The 14,069-nt window shown below is 74.3% G+C and carries 14 protein-coding genes; 11 read left to right on the top strand and 3 right to left on the bottom strand.

Annotation, left to right across the window (positions count from 1 at the left end):
* Positions 1–16: 16 nt before the first annotated feature.
* The gene (locus BIV23_RS32000) at positions 17–1,780 is read left to right on the top strand and encodes a fatty acyl-AMP ligase (protein ID WP_071384478.1); all 1,764 of its coding nucleotides are present in this window, start codon (positions 17–19) and stop codon (positions 1,778–1,780) included.
* Between the two features lie 267 nt (positions 1,781–2,047).
* Here BIV23_RS32000 and BIV23_RS31995 read toward each other — a convergent pair whose 3' ends face one another.
* From BIV23_RS31995 to BIV23_RS31985, 3 genes are all read right to left on the bottom strand, one after another.
* Positions 2,048–2,428, bottom strand: coding sequence for a YrdB family protein (locus tag BIV23_RS31995; protein WP_071384477.1), 381 nt, complete (start codon positions 2,426–2,428; stop codon positions 2,048–2,050).
* Positions 2,425–2,973, bottom strand: a complete 549-nt coding sequence (locus tag BIV23_RS31990) for an SRPBCC family protein (protein WP_071384476.1) — start codon at positions 2,971–2,973, stop codon at positions 2,425–2,427. Before BIV23_RS31990 ends, BIV23_RS31995 begins: the two co-directional genes overlap by 4 nt.
* Positions 2,974–3,040: 67 nt before the next feature.
* A complete protein-coding gene (locus BIV23_RS31985; protein ID WP_071384475.1) occupies positions 3,041–4,498 on the bottom strand; it encodes an MFS transporter in 1,458 nt (485 codons plus the stop codon).
* 223 nt (positions 4,499–4,721) lie between these two features.
* On the opposite strand from BIV23_RS31985, the gene BIV23_RS31980 reads away from it, so the two are divergent.
* The 10 genes from BIV23_RS31980 to BIV23_RS31935 all read left to right on the top strand — a co-directional run bounded on the left by BIV23_RS31980 (position 4,722) and on the right by BIV23_RS31935 (position 14,062).
* Positions 4,722–5,771, top strand: coding sequence for a ketoacyl-ACP synthase III family protein (locus tag BIV23_RS31980; protein ID WP_071384474.1), 1,050 nt, complete (start codon positions 4,722–4,724; stop codon positions 5,769–5,771).
* A 47-nt stretch (positions 5,772–5,818) separates the two neighbouring features.
* A complete protein-coding gene (locus BIV23_RS31975; protein WP_107471328.1) occupies positions 5,819–7,342 on the top strand; it encodes a class I adenylate-forming enzyme family protein in 1,524 nt (507 codons plus the stop codon).
* Complete coding sequence (locus BIV23_RS31970) at positions 7,332–8,594, top strand: type III PLP-dependent enzyme domain-containing protein (RefSeq protein WP_071384472.1); 1,263 nt, start codon at positions 7,332–7,334, stop codon at positions 8,592–8,594. The genes BIV23_RS31975 and BIV23_RS31970 overlap by 11 nt, the downstream gene beginning before the upstream one ends.
* 1 nt (position 8,595) lies before the next feature.
* Positions 8,596–8,859: an acyl carrier protein gene (locus BIV23_RS31965; RefSeq protein ID WP_071384471.1), complete on the top strand. Its 264-nt coding sequence runs from the start codon at positions 8,596–8,598 to the stop codon at positions 8,857–8,859.
* 109 nt (positions 8,860–8,968) lie between these two features.
* Positions 8,969–9,268, top strand: a complete 300-nt coding sequence (locus BIV23_RS31960; protein WP_071384470.1) for an acyl carrier protein — start codon at positions 8,969–8,971, stop codon at positions 9,266–9,268.
* Positions 9,265–10,455: an acyl-CoA dehydrogenase family protein gene (locus tag BIV23_RS31955; RefSeq protein WP_071384469.1), complete on the top strand. Its 1,191-nt coding sequence runs from the start codon at positions 9,265–9,267 to the stop codon at positions 10,453–10,455. The genes BIV23_RS31960 and BIV23_RS31955 overlap by 4 nt, the downstream gene beginning before the upstream one ends.
* A 5-nt stretch (positions 10,456–10,460) precedes the next feature.
* Positions 10,461–11,666: an acyl-CoA dehydrogenase family protein gene (locus BIV23_RS31950; protein WP_071384468.1), complete on the top strand. Its 1,206-nt coding sequence runs from the start codon at positions 10,461–10,463 to the stop codon at positions 11,664–11,666.
* A complete protein-coding gene (gene ubiG, locus BIV23_RS31945) occupies positions 11,666–12,490 on the top strand; it encodes a bifunctional 2-polyprenyl-6-hydroxyphenol methylase/3-demethylubiquinol 3-O-methyltransferase UbiG (RefSeq protein WP_079173529.1) in 825 nt (274 codons plus the stop codon). The genes BIV23_RS31950 and ubiG overlap by 1 nt, the downstream gene beginning before the upstream one ends.
* 10 nt (positions 12,491–12,500) lie before the next feature.
* Positions 12,501–12,992, top strand: coding sequence for an SRPBCC family protein (locus BIV23_RS31940; protein ID WP_071384467.1), 492 nt, complete (start codon positions 12,501–12,503; stop codon positions 12,990–12,992).
* Positions 12,989–14,062, top strand: coding sequence for a type III polyketide synthase (locus BIV23_RS31935; RefSeq protein ID WP_079173528.1), 1,074 nt, complete (start codon positions 12,989–12,991; stop codon positions 14,060–14,062). The genes BIV23_RS31940 and BIV23_RS31935 overlap by 4 nt, the downstream gene beginning before the upstream one ends.
* The last annotated feature ends 7 nt before the right edge of the window (positions 14,063–14,069 follow it).

Here is a 14,069-nt window from a genome sequence, read left to right as displayed (position 1 = left end):
CGGGAGAACAAGTAATATGACGAAACGTCAGGAAACCTACACGGCACGCGTGCTGGCGCGGGCGGCCGACCGCGGCGACGCCCCCGCCTTCGACTTCGTCACCGAGAGCGGGACCGAGCACCTCGGCTACGCCGAACTCGACCGCCGGGCCAAGGAGATCGCCGCCTGGCTGCAGGAGCACGGCCTGTCCGGCCGGCAGGTGCTGCTGCTCCACCCCTCCGACCTGTCCTTCGTGACCGCGTTCGTGGGCTGCCTGTACGCGGGCGCTGTCGCCGTTCCCGCGCCGCCGCCCGCGGGCCGCGAGCGCCACTTCGAGCGGCTCGCGCGCATCGCCGCCGACGCACGCGTCGCGGCCGTCCTCACCACCGCCGCGCACGCCCCCGCCATCGAGGCCTGGTTCGCCACCGCCGGCCCCGCCCCGCTGCCGTGCCTGGCCACCGACGCCGGTCCGGTCGGTGATGCCGGACACTGGCGGGAGCCCGCCGCGCGCCCCGACGACCTCGCCTTCCTCCAGTACACCTCGGGCTCGACCAGCGCCCCCAAGGGCGTGATGGTCTCCCAGCGGAACCTGATGGCCAACGAGGCGGCCATCGCGCGGGCGACCGGCGCGAGCCCGCGGTCCGTCTTCGGCAGCTGGCTGCCCCTCTACCACGACATGGGCCTCATCGGGCACGTACTGCAACCGCTGTGGCAGGGGGCCCGCGCCGCCCTCATGGACCCGGCCACCTTCCTGCGCCGCCCGGGTGCCTGGCTGGAGATGATCGGCGACCACGGCGTCACCGTCGGCGGCGGGCCCAACTTCGCCTACGACATGTGCGTGCGCCGGGTGAAGGACGCCGACCTCGCCCGGCTCGACCTGTCCGGCTGGGAGGCGGCCTGCAACGGCGCCGAACCGGTGCGCGCCGACACCGTCGAGGCGTTCACCCGCCGCTTCGCCCCGGCCGGCTTCCGGCCCGAGGCCTTCTTCCCCTGTTACGGCATGGCCGAGACGACGCTCCTCGTCTCCGGCACCCCGCGCGGCACCCGGCCCTTCGTCCGGACCGTCGACGCCGGCGCACTGGAGCGCGGCGAACTCACCGCCGCCGACGGCGACCTGCCGGCCCGCACCCTGGTGGGCAGCGGGGTGGTGCACACGGAGGACTTCGAGGTGCGCGTCGTCGATCCGGACTCCGCGCTGCCGCTGGCCGCCGGCCGGGTCGGCGAGATCTGGGTACGCGGCGCGAGCGTGGCCGACGGCTACTGGGCGCGGCCCGAGGCCACCGCCGAGACCTTCGGGGCACGCCTGGCCGGAGAACCCCCGGCACAGGCCGGGAACTGGCTGCGCACCGGGGACCTCGGGGCGCTCGCCGACGGGCAGCTGTACGTCACCGGCAGACTGAAGGAGATGATCCTGGTCAACGGCCGGAACATCTATCCGCACGACGTGGAGGCCGCGGCCCGGGCCGCGGACCGCTCGCTCGGCACGGGCGCCGCCTTCGCCGTGCAGGCCGGTGACGGTGGCCGGGAGCGGCTGGTCGTCGTCCTGGAGACGGCGGGCCCCGAGGAGGCCGACCCGCTGGAGGTCGTCGAGCGCGTCCAGGCCGCCGTCGCCGCGGAGTTCGCGGTGCCGGCCGGCACGGTCCTGCTGGTCGCGCCCGGCACCGTGCGCCGCACCACCAGCGGCAAGATCCGGCGCACGCTGATGCGCCGGCTGTTCCTGGCCGGCGACCTGAGTCCCGGGTACGCCGTGCTGGAACCGGCGGTGGCGGCGCTGGTGGCACGGATCCCCGCGCCCGTATGAGCCCACCCGCACCGGCCGTCCGCCGGCCGTCCGTCCCCACCGTGGTGGGGGTGGTCGGCCAGGCGGCCGTCGGCCGTCGTGCTCCGGGCCGGACGCGGCGGCGGTGCGGCCGGGGGCATACGGCCGGCCGGTTCGCCCCGGTGCCTCCGGCGCCGCCGTGCCGGCGTGGTCCTCAGGGTGAGGCCGCGCGCCGTTCCGGGCCGATGGCACGAGTGCCCCGCCGGTGCCTGACGCGCCCGGCGGGGCGTGAGCGTGCGGTACGGCGCATCAGTGGCTGAGCAGCCAGCCGATCCGGTCGTAGGCGAGGACCTGGTAGAGGACCATGACGACCAGCAGCCCGCGGGCCGCGCGGCGCAGCCGGGCGTGGTACAGGGCGGCCACGGCGCCGAAGAACACGGCGAGTTCGAGCAGCAGGCGCAGCGGGCCGGGGGTGTGGTAGTCGCTCGCGCCGGAGCGGGACGGGTCGTGGGGCACGGTGAACGAGCCCCACGCCCAGCCGATCACGACCGGCACCAGCACGACCGCGATCCAGCGCCACGGATTCGGCACGACCCGCCAGGCCCAGATCGCGAAGCAGACCAGCGAGGTGAGTTCGAGCAGGAAGCGGACGGCGAGCATGGCGCCGTTGTCGGCGAGGGCCAGCGTCACCGGGTCACCCCCTGCGCCCGCGCGGCCGCCTCGGCGGTCGTCCTCAGCGCGCCCAGCCAGTTCCGCAGCACCGTGCGCAGCTTGTCGCTGGGGAAGTACAGGGCGATCAGCGGGCCGCCGATGGACTCCTCGGAGACCACCTCGGTGCCGCCGCCGTCGGCGTCCGCGGTCAGCCGGAAGCGGTGCACGGCCCGGGTACCGGCGAGGACGCCGGTCCAGCACAGCTCGTGCTCCGGGGCGACGACCGCGAGCGTCGACCGGATGGACATGCCGTTCAGTTTCCAGCGGAACCAGGCGTCCGGGGCGGTGCCGCCGGGGCCCTGGCGCACGGACTTCACGCCCGGCACCCAGCCCGGCCAGCCCGGCAGATCCGCCAGCAGCCCCCACACGACGGCGGGCGGCGCGGCGATCCGCACCCGGCTGGCGGCGACGACGGGGGCCCGGTCGTCGATCAGGCCCCCCTTGGCGTAGTGCTCGTGAAGTGTCGTCAGTGGAGGGCCGCCGTACAGGACGCGGCCGAGGAACGAGCGTGCAGCGACAGGCATGGTGCCACCTTGGGGGAAGGACGGTGGAGGAGAACAGGGACGGATTGGGGAAGGACCCGGGAATTCCTCACATGCGGTCCGGGACCGGTTCACCGGCGCGGTCCGCGCCCCGCTCCGGACCCGGCAGCAGGGCGGCGGCCAGCAGCGCGCCCAGTGCGACGATCGCGGCGGCGGCCGTGAACCCGGTCCCTGCGGCCGCTCCGATGCGGGCGCCTGCGCCCGGTGCGCCGGAGCGCCGGGCGAGGACGGTGCCGACGACGGCGACGCCGACCGCGTTGCCGAGTTCCTGCATGGTGTCGTTGAGCGCGGCCGCGTTGCCCGACCGCTGCGGTGGCACCAGCCCGAGGACGGTGTCCGTCGCCGGCGTCAGCGCCACGCCGACGCCGGTTCCCATGAGCGCGAGGCCTGCCAGGATCACCGGATAGCCGTGCGCGGCGGACAGCGTCAGGATCCCGGCGGCGGCGGCCGCCAGACCGGCCGTGACGGCACCGCGCGCCCCGGTGCGCCTGGTCAACGCGGGTGAGACGGCCGAGCCCGCCCCGACCGCCACGGCGACCGGCGCGATGGCGAGACCGGCGCGCAACGCGCCGTAGCCCAGGGCGAACTGGAGATACTGGGTGAGCACGAAGAGCGTGCCGGCGAGCCCGCTGAACAGCAGCATGTTGCCGGCGCTCGCGCCGAGGAAGACCGGGCGGCTCAGCAGAGCGAAGTCCACCATCGGGCTCGGAGCCTTGCGTTCCCACGCGACGAACAGGGCCGCCGCGAGCAGTGCCGCGCCGAACGCGCCGAGCACCGGCGCCGAGGTCCAGCCCCGCCCGGCGGCGTGGATGGCGCCGTAGACCAGCCCCACCATGGCGGCCGAACCGAGCAGCGCGCCCCCCGGATCCGCCGGGCGGGGGTCCTTCGCCGACGACTCCGGCAGCAGCACCAGGCCCGCGGCGAGAACGGCGGCCACCGGCACCAGGTTCACCAGGAACACCGAGCCCCACCAGAAGTGGGCGACGAGGGCGCCGCCGAGCACCGGGCCCGCGGCCACCCCGAGCGCGGAGGTGCCGCCCCACACGGCGATGGCCCGCGGCCGCTCCGGCCGCGGGAACACATCCACCAGGATCGACAGCGTGCCCGGCATCACCAGCGCCGCCGCCACCCCCATCACGGCCCGCGCGGCGACCAGTTGGGCCGCTCCGGCCGCGGTCAGCGCGATCAGCGTGCCCGCGCCGAACAGGGCGACCCCGAGCAGCGTGGCCCGCTTGCGGCCGTAGCGGTCGGACAGGGTGCCGGCGGTGAGCAGGCAGGCCGCGAAGACGAGCGCGTACCCGTCGACGATCCATTGCGTGGTGCCGATCCCCGCGCCCAGGTCGCGCATCACGCTGGGCAGCGCCACGTTCAGCAGACCGTTGTTGACGGTGATCACGAACAGGGCGAGGGACAGCACCGCGAGCACCCACCAGCGGCGTGGATCCGCCGGCTCAGCGGGGGCGGGCACCGCCGTGTCGTACGTCCGTTGCTCGTAGCTCTCCTGCATCGCGGCCTCCGTCGCGCTCGCCTGGGGGCCGCACGGGGCGCGCCCGGCAGCAGCCTCGGCCCGGATGCTGAAGCCCCGCTTGCGCCTCCCGCCCCGCCGGCCGGGCGGTGCGCGGGGGATTTAGCCGGGCCAAAGCCCGGCTCCGGAGCATTCCCGGCAGGCGCATCCCGGGCGGTCGGGCATCCGGACGCGCACCGCGGATGGCGACGACGAGGGGAGAGATATGCGCTGGGAAGGCGTACACGTGGCGGGCACCGGGGTCTGGCTGCCCGGTCCGGTCACGGCGCGGTCGGCGATGGACAGCGGCCACTACGATCCCGAGCAGTGCGCGGCCGACGACCTGCTGTCCGTACGGGTCGCCGACGAGGAGACCGCACCGCCGGAGATGGCCGTGCAGGCGGCGACGACCGCGCTCAAGCGCTCCGGCCTGGACGCCGGCGACGTCGAACTGCTCGTACACACCTGCATCTGGTTCCAGGGCGTGGACATGTGGCCCGCCGCGTCCTACATAGCGGGCCACGCTGTCGGCGCGCACGTACCGGCCTTCGGGCTGCGCCAGGAGTGCAACGCCGGCCTGGCGGCGGTCGAGCTGGCCGCCCGTCACCTGGCCGGTGCCGGGCCCACCGCCGCGGCGGTCGTCACCTCGGCCGACCGCTTCGGCGAGCCGCTGATCCGCCGCTGGAGCAGCGAGCCCGGCTTCGTCTACGCCGACGGCGCCACCGCGCTGCTGCTGTCCCGCCGCGGCGGCTTCGCCCGGCTGCTGTCCACGGCGACCGAGGCCGACAACTCCCTCGAAGCGGTGGTCCGCGGCAGCGGCTTCCGGCCGAACCCCACCTCCGAACCGCTCGACCTGGCCGGGCGGCTCGGCCACTACGCCCAGGACGCGGCCAGGCTGCGCGGGGCCACCGAGCGGCTGAGCGCGACCGTCAAGAGGGCCGTGGCCCGGGCCCTCGCGGACGCCGACACCGACATGGAGTCCGTGGCCCGCGTGGTCGTACCCGCCAGCGGGCGCAGCCGCATGGACTGGCAGGTCCAGACTCTGTTCGGCATCCCGCTCGCCAAATCCAGCTGGGACTTCGCCCGGCAGGCCGGGCACCTGGGCGCCGGTGACCAGACGGCCGGGTTCGACCACCTGGTGGCCACCGGCGCGCTGCGCGGCGGCGACAAGGTCCTGCTGGTCGGCGGCGGTTCCGGTTTCACCTGCACCTGCGCGGTGATCGAGCTCACCGACGAGCCGCGCTACGGCACCGAGTCCACGGAGACGCCGTCGTGACCACTTTCGCCACCCCCGTCCCTGCCACCGACCCCGCCGCGGACCCCGTGTCCGCGTCCACGTTCGTGGACAGCGCGGTCGAGAACGCCGCCGAGGCCTTTCTCGGCCGGGCCGTCGCCCTCTGGCCCGACGCGCCCGCCGTGCGCGACCGGGAGAAGGCCTGGAGCTACCGCCGGCTGGACGCGGCGGCCCGCGCCGTCGAGCAGCGCCTGGCCGTGCTCGGCGTCCGCCCCGGCGACCGGGTGCTGGCCCGCGTCGGCAGCGTCTGCGAGTTCGCCGCGCTCATGTACGGCACCTGGCGGCACGGTGCCACGTTCGTGCCGATCAGCCCCGCCATGAAGGCCTACCACCTGCGGTCCGTGCTCGCCGACGCCGAGCCCGCGCTGATCGTCACCACCGCCGCCGAGGCGGCACGGGCCGACGGGGTTGCCTGGCCCGCCGGGGCCACCGTGCTGGCCGTGGACGACATCGCGTTCACCCCGTCCGGCACCCCCACGGGTCCGGCCCGGCCCGTGCCCGCCGACCGGCTCGCGCTGCTCATCTACACCTCCGGCAGCACCTCCGCGCCCAAGGCCGTGGCCTCCCCGCACGCGCCCGTCGCCTTCGCGGCCCGCGCGGTGGCGGCCCGCCTCGGCTACCGCCCGGACGACGTGGTGCTCACCGCCGTACCGCTCTCCTTCGACTACGGCCTCTACCAGATCCTGCTCTGCGCGCTGACCGGGGCCGAGCTGCTGCTCTCCGAAGCCGACGCGCACGCCCGGTTGCTCGGTTTCGCCCGCGACCACGGCGCCACCGTCGTCCCGCTCGTGCCCTCCCTCGGCGAACTCCTCGTCAAGCTGGCCACACGAGATCAACGCCCCACGGATGTAAGGCTGTTCACCAACACCGGGGCCGCCCTCAACGCACCGCTCATCACGGACCTGCGGGAGCGGTTCCCCGGCGCCGCGGTCGCGCCGATGTTCGGCACCACCGAATGCAAGCGGATCACCATTCTCGAACCGGACGGCGACCTGGCGCGGCCCGGCTCGGTCGGTCCGGCACTGCCCGGCACCGAGGTGCTGATTCTCGACGACGCGGCCCGGCCGCTGCCCGCCGGGGAGACCGGCGAGATCGCGGTGCGCGGCCCGCACGTCATGGCCGGCTACTGGCGCGCCCCCGAGGCCACCGCCCTGCGCTTCCGCCCGGGCCCCGACGGACGGGTCACCCTGCACACCGGCGACTACGGCCGGCTGGACGCCGACGGCCACCTGTACTTCCAGGGCCGCCGTGACGACCTGTTCAAGCGGCGCGGCCACCGGATGAGCGCCATCGAGATCGAGGCCGCCGCACTCGACGTCCCCGGGGTGCGCGAGGCGGCCCTGCTGGTGCCCGAGGGCGGCCGCGACATGGTGCTGTTCACCGTCGGCGAGGCCACACCCGAGCAGGTCATCGAGGGGCTGTCCGACCGCCTGGAGGCGGCCAAGGTGCCCGAGGAGTGCCAGGTGCTGCCGGCGCTGCCGCTCACCCCCAACGGCAAGACGGACCGCAAGCGCCTCAGGGCCCATCTGGAGGAGGCCGAGGGTGCACGCTGACGAGCGGTTCGAGGAACTGCTGTCCGCCTACGGCAGCCCGCTCTACGTCCACGACCTCGCCCGGGTCCGGCGGGCCTGCCACGACCTGGCCGCCGCGCTGCCCGAACCGGCCCGGCTCTACTACTCGTTGAAGGCCAACCCGCACCCCGGCCTGGTGGCCGAGCTGGCCCGCTGCGGCGCGCACGCCGAGATCACCTCGCGCGGCGAGCTGGCCGCCGCGCTGGAGGCCGGCTGCGCCGCGGGCGAGCTGCTGTACTCCGGCCCCGGCAAGACTCCCGGCGAGCTGCGCGAGGCCGTGGCGCAGGGGGTGCGGGCCTTCTCCGTGGAGTCGTTCGGCGACCTGGAGCGGGTCGGCGCGGCGGGCGCGGCGCACGGCACGGCCGTCGACTGCCTGCTGCGCGTCAACGCGGCCGGTGCGCCGGGCGACGCCGGGCTCAGGATGACCGGCAGCGCCTCGCAGTTCGGCTTCGACGTCGACGCCCTGCTGTCCGCGCCCGAGCGGCTGCGGGTGCCGGGCGCCCGGATCGCCGGCCTGCACTTCTTCCCGCTGACCAACGCCCGTGACGAGGCGGGCCTGATCGCCGAGATCGTGCAGAGCGTGCGCACCGCGGCCGCGCTGCGCGACGAACTCGGCCTGTCCCTGCGGCTCGTGGACCTCGGCGGCGGCTTCGCCGCGCCCTACGCGGTGCCCGGCGAGCGGCCCCGCTATCCCGCGCTGCGGAAGGCGGTCACCGGCGTCCTCGACGCCGAACTGCCCGGCTGGCGGCAGGGCGCGCCGCACATCGCCTTCGAGTCGGGACGGCACCTGGTCGGGGACAGCGGCACGCTGCTGACCACCGTCGTCGACGTCAAGGACAGCAAGGGCACCCGGTTCGCCGTGCTCGACGCCGGCGTCAACCACCTCGGCGGGCTGTCCGGCCTCGGCCGGCTGCTGCCGATGAAGGCCCGGCCGCTCGGCCCGGCCGACGGCGAGGTCCGGCGGGTCACCCTGGCCGGTCCGCTGTGCACTCCGGCCGATCTGCTCGGCCGCTCGGTGGAGCTGGCCGGGCTGCGGCCCGGCACCGTGCTCGCCTTCCCGAACGTCGGCGCGTACGGCCTGACCGCCTCGCTCCTCGGCTTCCTCGGCCACCGGGCCCCGGCCGAGGTGCTGGTCGACGGCGGGCGGGTCGTCTCCGCCACCCGGCTCGCCCTGCACCGCCACCCGGTGCCGGCGGCCGACACACGCAGCGCAGTGACGACAGCGAGGAGCTGACATGAGCAACCGATGGGACACGGCGTACGAGGACGTGCTGAAGGAAGCCCTGCCCCGGCTCGCGGAGAAGGGGGAGGTCGGCGCCGACACCAGCCTGAAGGCGGTCGGCCTGGACTCCCTGGCCATGGTCGAGCTGCTGATCCGGGTCGAGAGCGAGTACGGCATCGGCATCCCCGACGAGGACCTGGTGCCCGGCGTGTTCGACACGCCGGGCACCCTGTGGACGCTGATCGAGCGGTGCCGCGACGAGCAGACGGCGGCATGACGCACCGGCGCAACCGCCGCTACAGCACACGCCGACACCCTGTCCGCAAGGGCACTTTCCGGACTTTCACGATCGCGTCAGACCTTCAGACCTCGCTCCAGGAGTGGATGTGCAGGACGACCGGGCGCAAGCCCTCATGACGACACTGATCGAGCAACTCGCCGCCGTACGCCCCGACACGGCGCTGCGGCAGATCACCGAGCGCTCCCGGCTCACCGGCGACCTCGGCCTGGACTCGGTGGAGCTCGCCGAGCTCTTCGAACGCATCCGCGAGGTGTACGGCGAGGTCGAGATCGCCGACTGGCTGGCCCTGGCGACCCGCTCCGGGGGCGACACCGTGGGCAGCCTCGTGCGCTACCTGGCCGACGTGGTGCCCGAGGAGCGGGCGCTGGCCGGGAGCGCACGATGACGGTGACATCACAGGCGCCCGCCCGCACCGACCACGTGGCGCTGGCCGCGGAACTCGCCGGGCGGTTCGCCGAGCGGGCCGCCGCGCACGACGCCGAGGCCAGCTTTCCGCACGAGAACATCCGCGAGCTGGTCGCCACCGGCTACACCGCGATGACCGTGCCGCGCGAGCACGGCGGCGGCGGAGCGGGCCTGGAGGAGCTGTGCCGGGCCCAGGAGACGCTGGCGGCCGGGTGCGCGAGCACCGCGTTCGCCGTCAACATGCACGTCCACGGCATCGCGATGATCGCCGGCATCGGCGGCCCGGCCGCCGAGCGCGCCTACCACGCCATCGCCCATGAGGGCGCGGTCATCGCGGGCGGCTTCAGCGAGCCCGGCGTCGGCGGCAACTGGTGGCACCCGACGACCAGGGCCGAGCCGGTCGAGGGCGGGTACGTGCTGAACGGGCGCAAGGGCTTCTTCACCGGGTTCCCCGCCGCCGACCTGCTCTTCCTGTCAGCGGCCCGCACCGACGACCGGGGACTGCCCGAGCCCGTCGGCTTCCTCGTGCCCAAGCCGGAGCACGGGGTCACCGTGACCGCCGAGTGGGACGCGGCCGGCATGCGCGCGACCGGCAGCCACACCCTGCTGCTGGAGGACCTGTTCGTCGGCGAGGAACACCTGGTGGGCACCCCCGGTGCGCTGCCGCTGATGTTCATGCAGGGGGTGCACTGGGCCTGGTGCAGCTTCGCCTCCGTGTTCCTCGGCATCGCCCGCGGCGCTCTGGACCAGGTCGTGGGCGAGCAGCGCGGGCGCACCCTGCACGTGCTGGACCGCACGGTGGCCCACCTGCCCGGCGTCCAGTTCCGGGTCGCCGAGATGCGCACCCGGCTCGCCGCGGCCGAGGCACATCTGTACCAGGCCGTACGCGCCGACCACGCCACCGCGATCGCCGCCGACCCGCTCGGCCACTACATCGAGATGAGCGTGATGAAGAACAGCGTGTGCCGGCTCGCCCACGAGGTGGTCACGCTGGCGCTCCAGGTGCAGGGCGGCTCCGCGCTGCTGTCCGCGCATCCGCTGCAGCGCGCCTACCGGGACGTGGTGGCCGGGCTGCTGGTCCCGCCGAACTCCGATGTGACCGCCGAGTGGGCGGGCAAGCACGCGCTCGGCGTGCCCGTCTTCGCCGAACCCCGATGGGAGGGCTGAGCGCCATGGCCACCGCCGTACACGACGCCGCGGACACCGGGCGGGACGCGCGCCGGGCCGAGCTGGAGGACACCGCCCGCCGGCTGGCCGCACGCTTCGAGGAGCGCGGCCGACAGGGCTACGACAAGGGCGAGTTCGTCGCGGAGAACATCCGTGACCTGGTGGACTCGGGGCTGACCGCCGTCAACGTGCCGCGCGAGCTGGGCGGGTTCGAGGCCGACCTGGAGGAGAACACCCGGCTGCTGCGGATCATCGCCGGCGGCTGCGGCTCGACCGCGTTCACACTCGCCATCCACGCCGTGCTCACCGGCTCGATGCGCAGCGATCTGAGCGCGGCCGTGCGGGAGCGGATGTTCGGTGCGGTGCGGGACGGCGCGTTCGTCGTCGGACCGTTCACCGACGAGGGCTCCGGCGGCAACTGGGTGCGGCCCTCCACCACGGCCCGCCGCACCGAGGACGGCTTCGTCCTCGACGGGCTCAAGCACTTCGCCACCGGCTACGACGCCGCCACCCACCTCGTGCTCACGGCCGGCCTCGACGACGAACACCTCGAACCGCCCTTCAACCTCGCCGCGTTCTTCGTCGAGAAACCCGCGAGCGGCATCGAGGTGGCCGCGCACTGGCACGGCTTCGCCCTGCCGATGACCGGCTCGCACTCGCTGCGCCTGGACTCCCTGCCCGTGGCCGCCGAGGACTCGGTGTTCCCGGACGGGCTCACCCCGCTGTTCGTGATGGCCCGCCAGCAGTGGGGCCACTACTGCTTCGCCGCCGTGTTCCTCGGACTCGCCGAACGCGCCTACGAGCTGGCCCTCGAACGCACCCGCGGCCGGTCCACCACGGCCGTGAGCGATCTGGCCCGGCTGCCCGGCATCCAGTTCGCCGTGGCCCGGATGCGGTCCTCGCTCGCCACCATGGACGCCCTGCTCACCGAGTACGCCACCCGGCACGTCGACCCGGGCGAGGACCTGCCGGCGTTCGTCGCCGACACCTGCGTACCGAAGTACTACATCACCAACGAGGCCGAGCACGTCGTCGCCACCGCCTTCGAGGTGATCGGCGGCTCCGGCATCCGCGACGGCTCCCGCATCGGCCAGATCTGGCGGGACGTCAAGGCGGGCCCCCTGCTGCCGTTCAGCAACGACATGGCCCGCGAGTTCATCGGCAAGGCCACCCTGGGCATCAGCCCGGTCGAGACCCCGAGGTGGGTGTGATGACGACGTCCCCTGCGGCCTCCCAGGCCCCCGACCGCGCCGCGGCGCTGGACCCGGGCCGGGTGCGGATCGACAACGCGTACTACGAAGAGGTCGGCGACGACTGGTGGAACACCGAGGGCCCGCTGCGCGCGCTGCACGAGATGAACCCGGCCCGCACCGGCTACTTCCACCGGATCGTCCAGGAGCGCTTCCCCGACCGCCCGGCCGACGCCGTCCGCGTCGTCGACCTGGGCTGCGGCGGCGGTCTGGTCTCCGAGAACCTCGCCGCCCGCGGCTACCGGGTCACCGGCATCGACCTGTCGCCCGGCACTGTCGCCGCCGCCCGGCGGCACGCGGCCGCCTCCGGAGTCGAGGTGACCTACCTGGTCGGCTCCGCCTACGGCACCGGGCTGCCGGACGGCTGCGCCGAGGCCGTGGTCGCCTCCGACGTGCTGGAGCACTTCCACGACCTGCCCGCCGCGCTCGCCGAGATCGACCGGCTGCTGGTGCCCGGCGGGGTGCTGCTGTTCGACACCGTCAACCGGACCGTGCGCAGCTGTCTGCTGCTCATCCTCGTCGCCGAGAAGCTGCTCGGCATCATCAAGCCCGGCACCCACAACTGGAAGATGTTCATCCGTCCCGCCGAGCTGCGCCGCCTGCTGGCCGACGCCGGCCTGCGTCTGGGCGGCACCCACGGTCTGAGCCCCGCCCGCCCGCTGCCCGCGCTGCTGCCCGGCCTGCTGCGCCACCGCCGGCTGGGGGAGTTCACCCTCACCGGCGACCTGTCGGCCAGCTACATCGGCCACGCCGTCAAACCCGGCTCCACCGCCACCGCTCCGTGAGAGGGTCACCATGGTCTCCATACGCTCCGCCAGTCTGGCCGGCACCGAGGTCGAGGCCGGCCCGGACGCCGTGCGCGCCCTGCTGCTCGACGTCGTGGGCTGCGGCCTGCTGATGCCCGGCGTGGAAAGCCTCACCGCCGAGGGCGACGACATCTACCACTACGTCCTGCAGACGATCTCCAACGGCGCCGTCAGCCACACCCCCGACCACCGCACCCGCTTCGACACCAGCGATCCGGCGCTGATCCGCTGGGAGCCGGTCGGGGAGCACAACTTCCGTTCCTGGGGTGTCTTCCGCACCACCGACGGCCACGCGCCCGGCACCACCTATCTGGAGATCGACACCCGCTCCGAGGCCGACGTCGCCATCGCGCCCGTGGTGCTGCCGCTGGTCGAGCCGTTCGCCAGGCAGCAGAGCGACCAGGTCACCGAGGGCTTCCTCGCCGCCATCAAGGAGCGCGTGGAGTCCGGGGCCCGGGTGCTGTCGGGGGCCACGTCGTGACCACAGGGACCACCCGGGGAGCGGCGCGGCTGCTCGCCCTCTCCACCGCCGCCCCGCAGACCGTCGTGCCGCAGGCGAGCGCCTACGACACCTACTACCGGCGGCTGTTCGCGGACGTGCCCCAGGCCGAGGAGATCTTCCGCGGCTCCGGCGTACGGCAGCGGCACATGGCCTGGGACCCGCGCACCGCGTACGCCGACGGCTTTCCGTCGATCGGGCCGCGCATGCGGGCCTGGGAGGAGCACGTGCTCGCCATGAGCCGCCGCACCGTGGGCGCCGTCCTGGACGAGGCCGCGCCGGGCGAACTGCGCGACCGGGTCGGCACCTTGGTGTTCGGCAGTTGCACCGGCTACGCCGGGCCGACCCCGGACATCTGGCTGGCCAAGGAGTTCCGGCTGCGTCAGGACCTGCGCCGCACCTTCGTCGGGCACATGGGCTGCAACGCCGCGTTCAACGTGCTCAAGACCGCCTTCGACGCGCTCGCCGCCCGCCCCGGCGACCTTGCGCTGGCGGGCAGCGCCGAGGTCTGCTCCGTCCACCACCGCCCCGAGATCACCGCCGAACAGGCCGTCGTCAACGCCCTGTTCGGGGACGCCGGAGCGATGACGCTGCTGGCCGCCGACGACGGCGGGCCCGGCCCGGTGTTCCTCGGCACCCACACCGAGACCCACACCGAGACCACCCACGCCATGAGCTGGCACATCGAGGACACCGCGTTCCGTATGACGCTCTCCCCCTACGTGCCGTTCTACCTCGCCGAGAGCATCGAGCCGTTCGTCAAGCGACTGCTCGCCCCGCACGGCCTGGACGTGGGCGACGTACGGCACTGGGGCGTGCACCCGGGCGGGCCGAAGATCATCGACTTCGTCGGCGAGCGGCTGGACCTCACGCCGGAGCAGCTCGCCCCGTCGCGGGCCGTGCTCGCCGACCACGGCAACTGCTCCTCCGCCACCATCCTGCTCATCCTCGACCGCATCCTGCGCGAGGCCCGGCCCGCGCCCGGCGAGCACGCCGTGCTCATGGCCTTCGGTCCCGGGCTGACCATGGAGTCGGCACTCGTGCGCTTCTGACACCCCG

It is taken from the genome of Streptomyces monashensis (genome assembly GCF_001866665.1).
GTDB lineage: Bacteria > Actinomycetota > Actinomycetes > Streptomycetales > Streptomycetaceae > Streptomyces > Streptomyces monashensis.
Note: the sequence above shows the minus strand (reverse complement) of the source record. Positions and strands in the feature narration are given on the sequence as shown.

Excerpts from the sequence above, each read along its gene's own strand:
- BIV23_RS31955 (WP_071384469.1), top strand. The coding sequence starts at position 9,265 with ATGACGGTGACATCACAGGCGCCCGCCCGCACCGACCACGTGGCGCTG.
- BIV23_RS31940 (WP_071384467.1), top strand. The coding sequence starts at position 12,501 with ATGGTCTCCATACGCTCCGCCAGTCTGGCCGGCACCGAGGTCGAGGCC.
- BIV23_RS31965 (WP_071384471.1), top strand. The coding sequence starts at position 8,596 with ATGAGCAACCGATGGGACACGGCGTACGAGGACGTGCTGAAGGAAGCC.
- BIV23_RS31990 (WP_071384476.1), bottom strand. The coding sequence starts at position 2,973 with ATGCCTGTCGCTGCACGCTCGTTCCTCGGCCGCGTCCTGTACGGCGGC.
- BIV23_RS31980 (WP_071384474.1), top strand. The coding sequence starts at position 4,722 with ATGCGCTGGGAAGGCGTACACGTGGCGGGCACCGGGGTCTGGCTGCCC.
- BIV23_RS32000 (WP_071384478.1), top strand. The coding sequence starts at position 17 with ATGACGAAACGTCAGGAAACCTACACGGCACGCGTGCTGGCGCGGGCG.
- BIV23_RS31950 (WP_071384468.1), top strand. The coding sequence starts at position 10,461 with ATGGCCACCGCCGTACACGACGCCGCGGACACCGGGCGGGACGCGCGC.
- ubiG (WP_079173529.1), top strand. The coding sequence starts at position 11,666 with ATGACGACGTCCCCTGCGGCCTCCCAGGCCCCCGACCGCGCCGCGGCG.
- BIV23_RS31985 (WP_071384475.1), bottom strand. The coding sequence starts at position 4,498 with ATGCAGGAGAGCTACGAGCAACGGACGTACGACACGGCGGTGCCCGCC.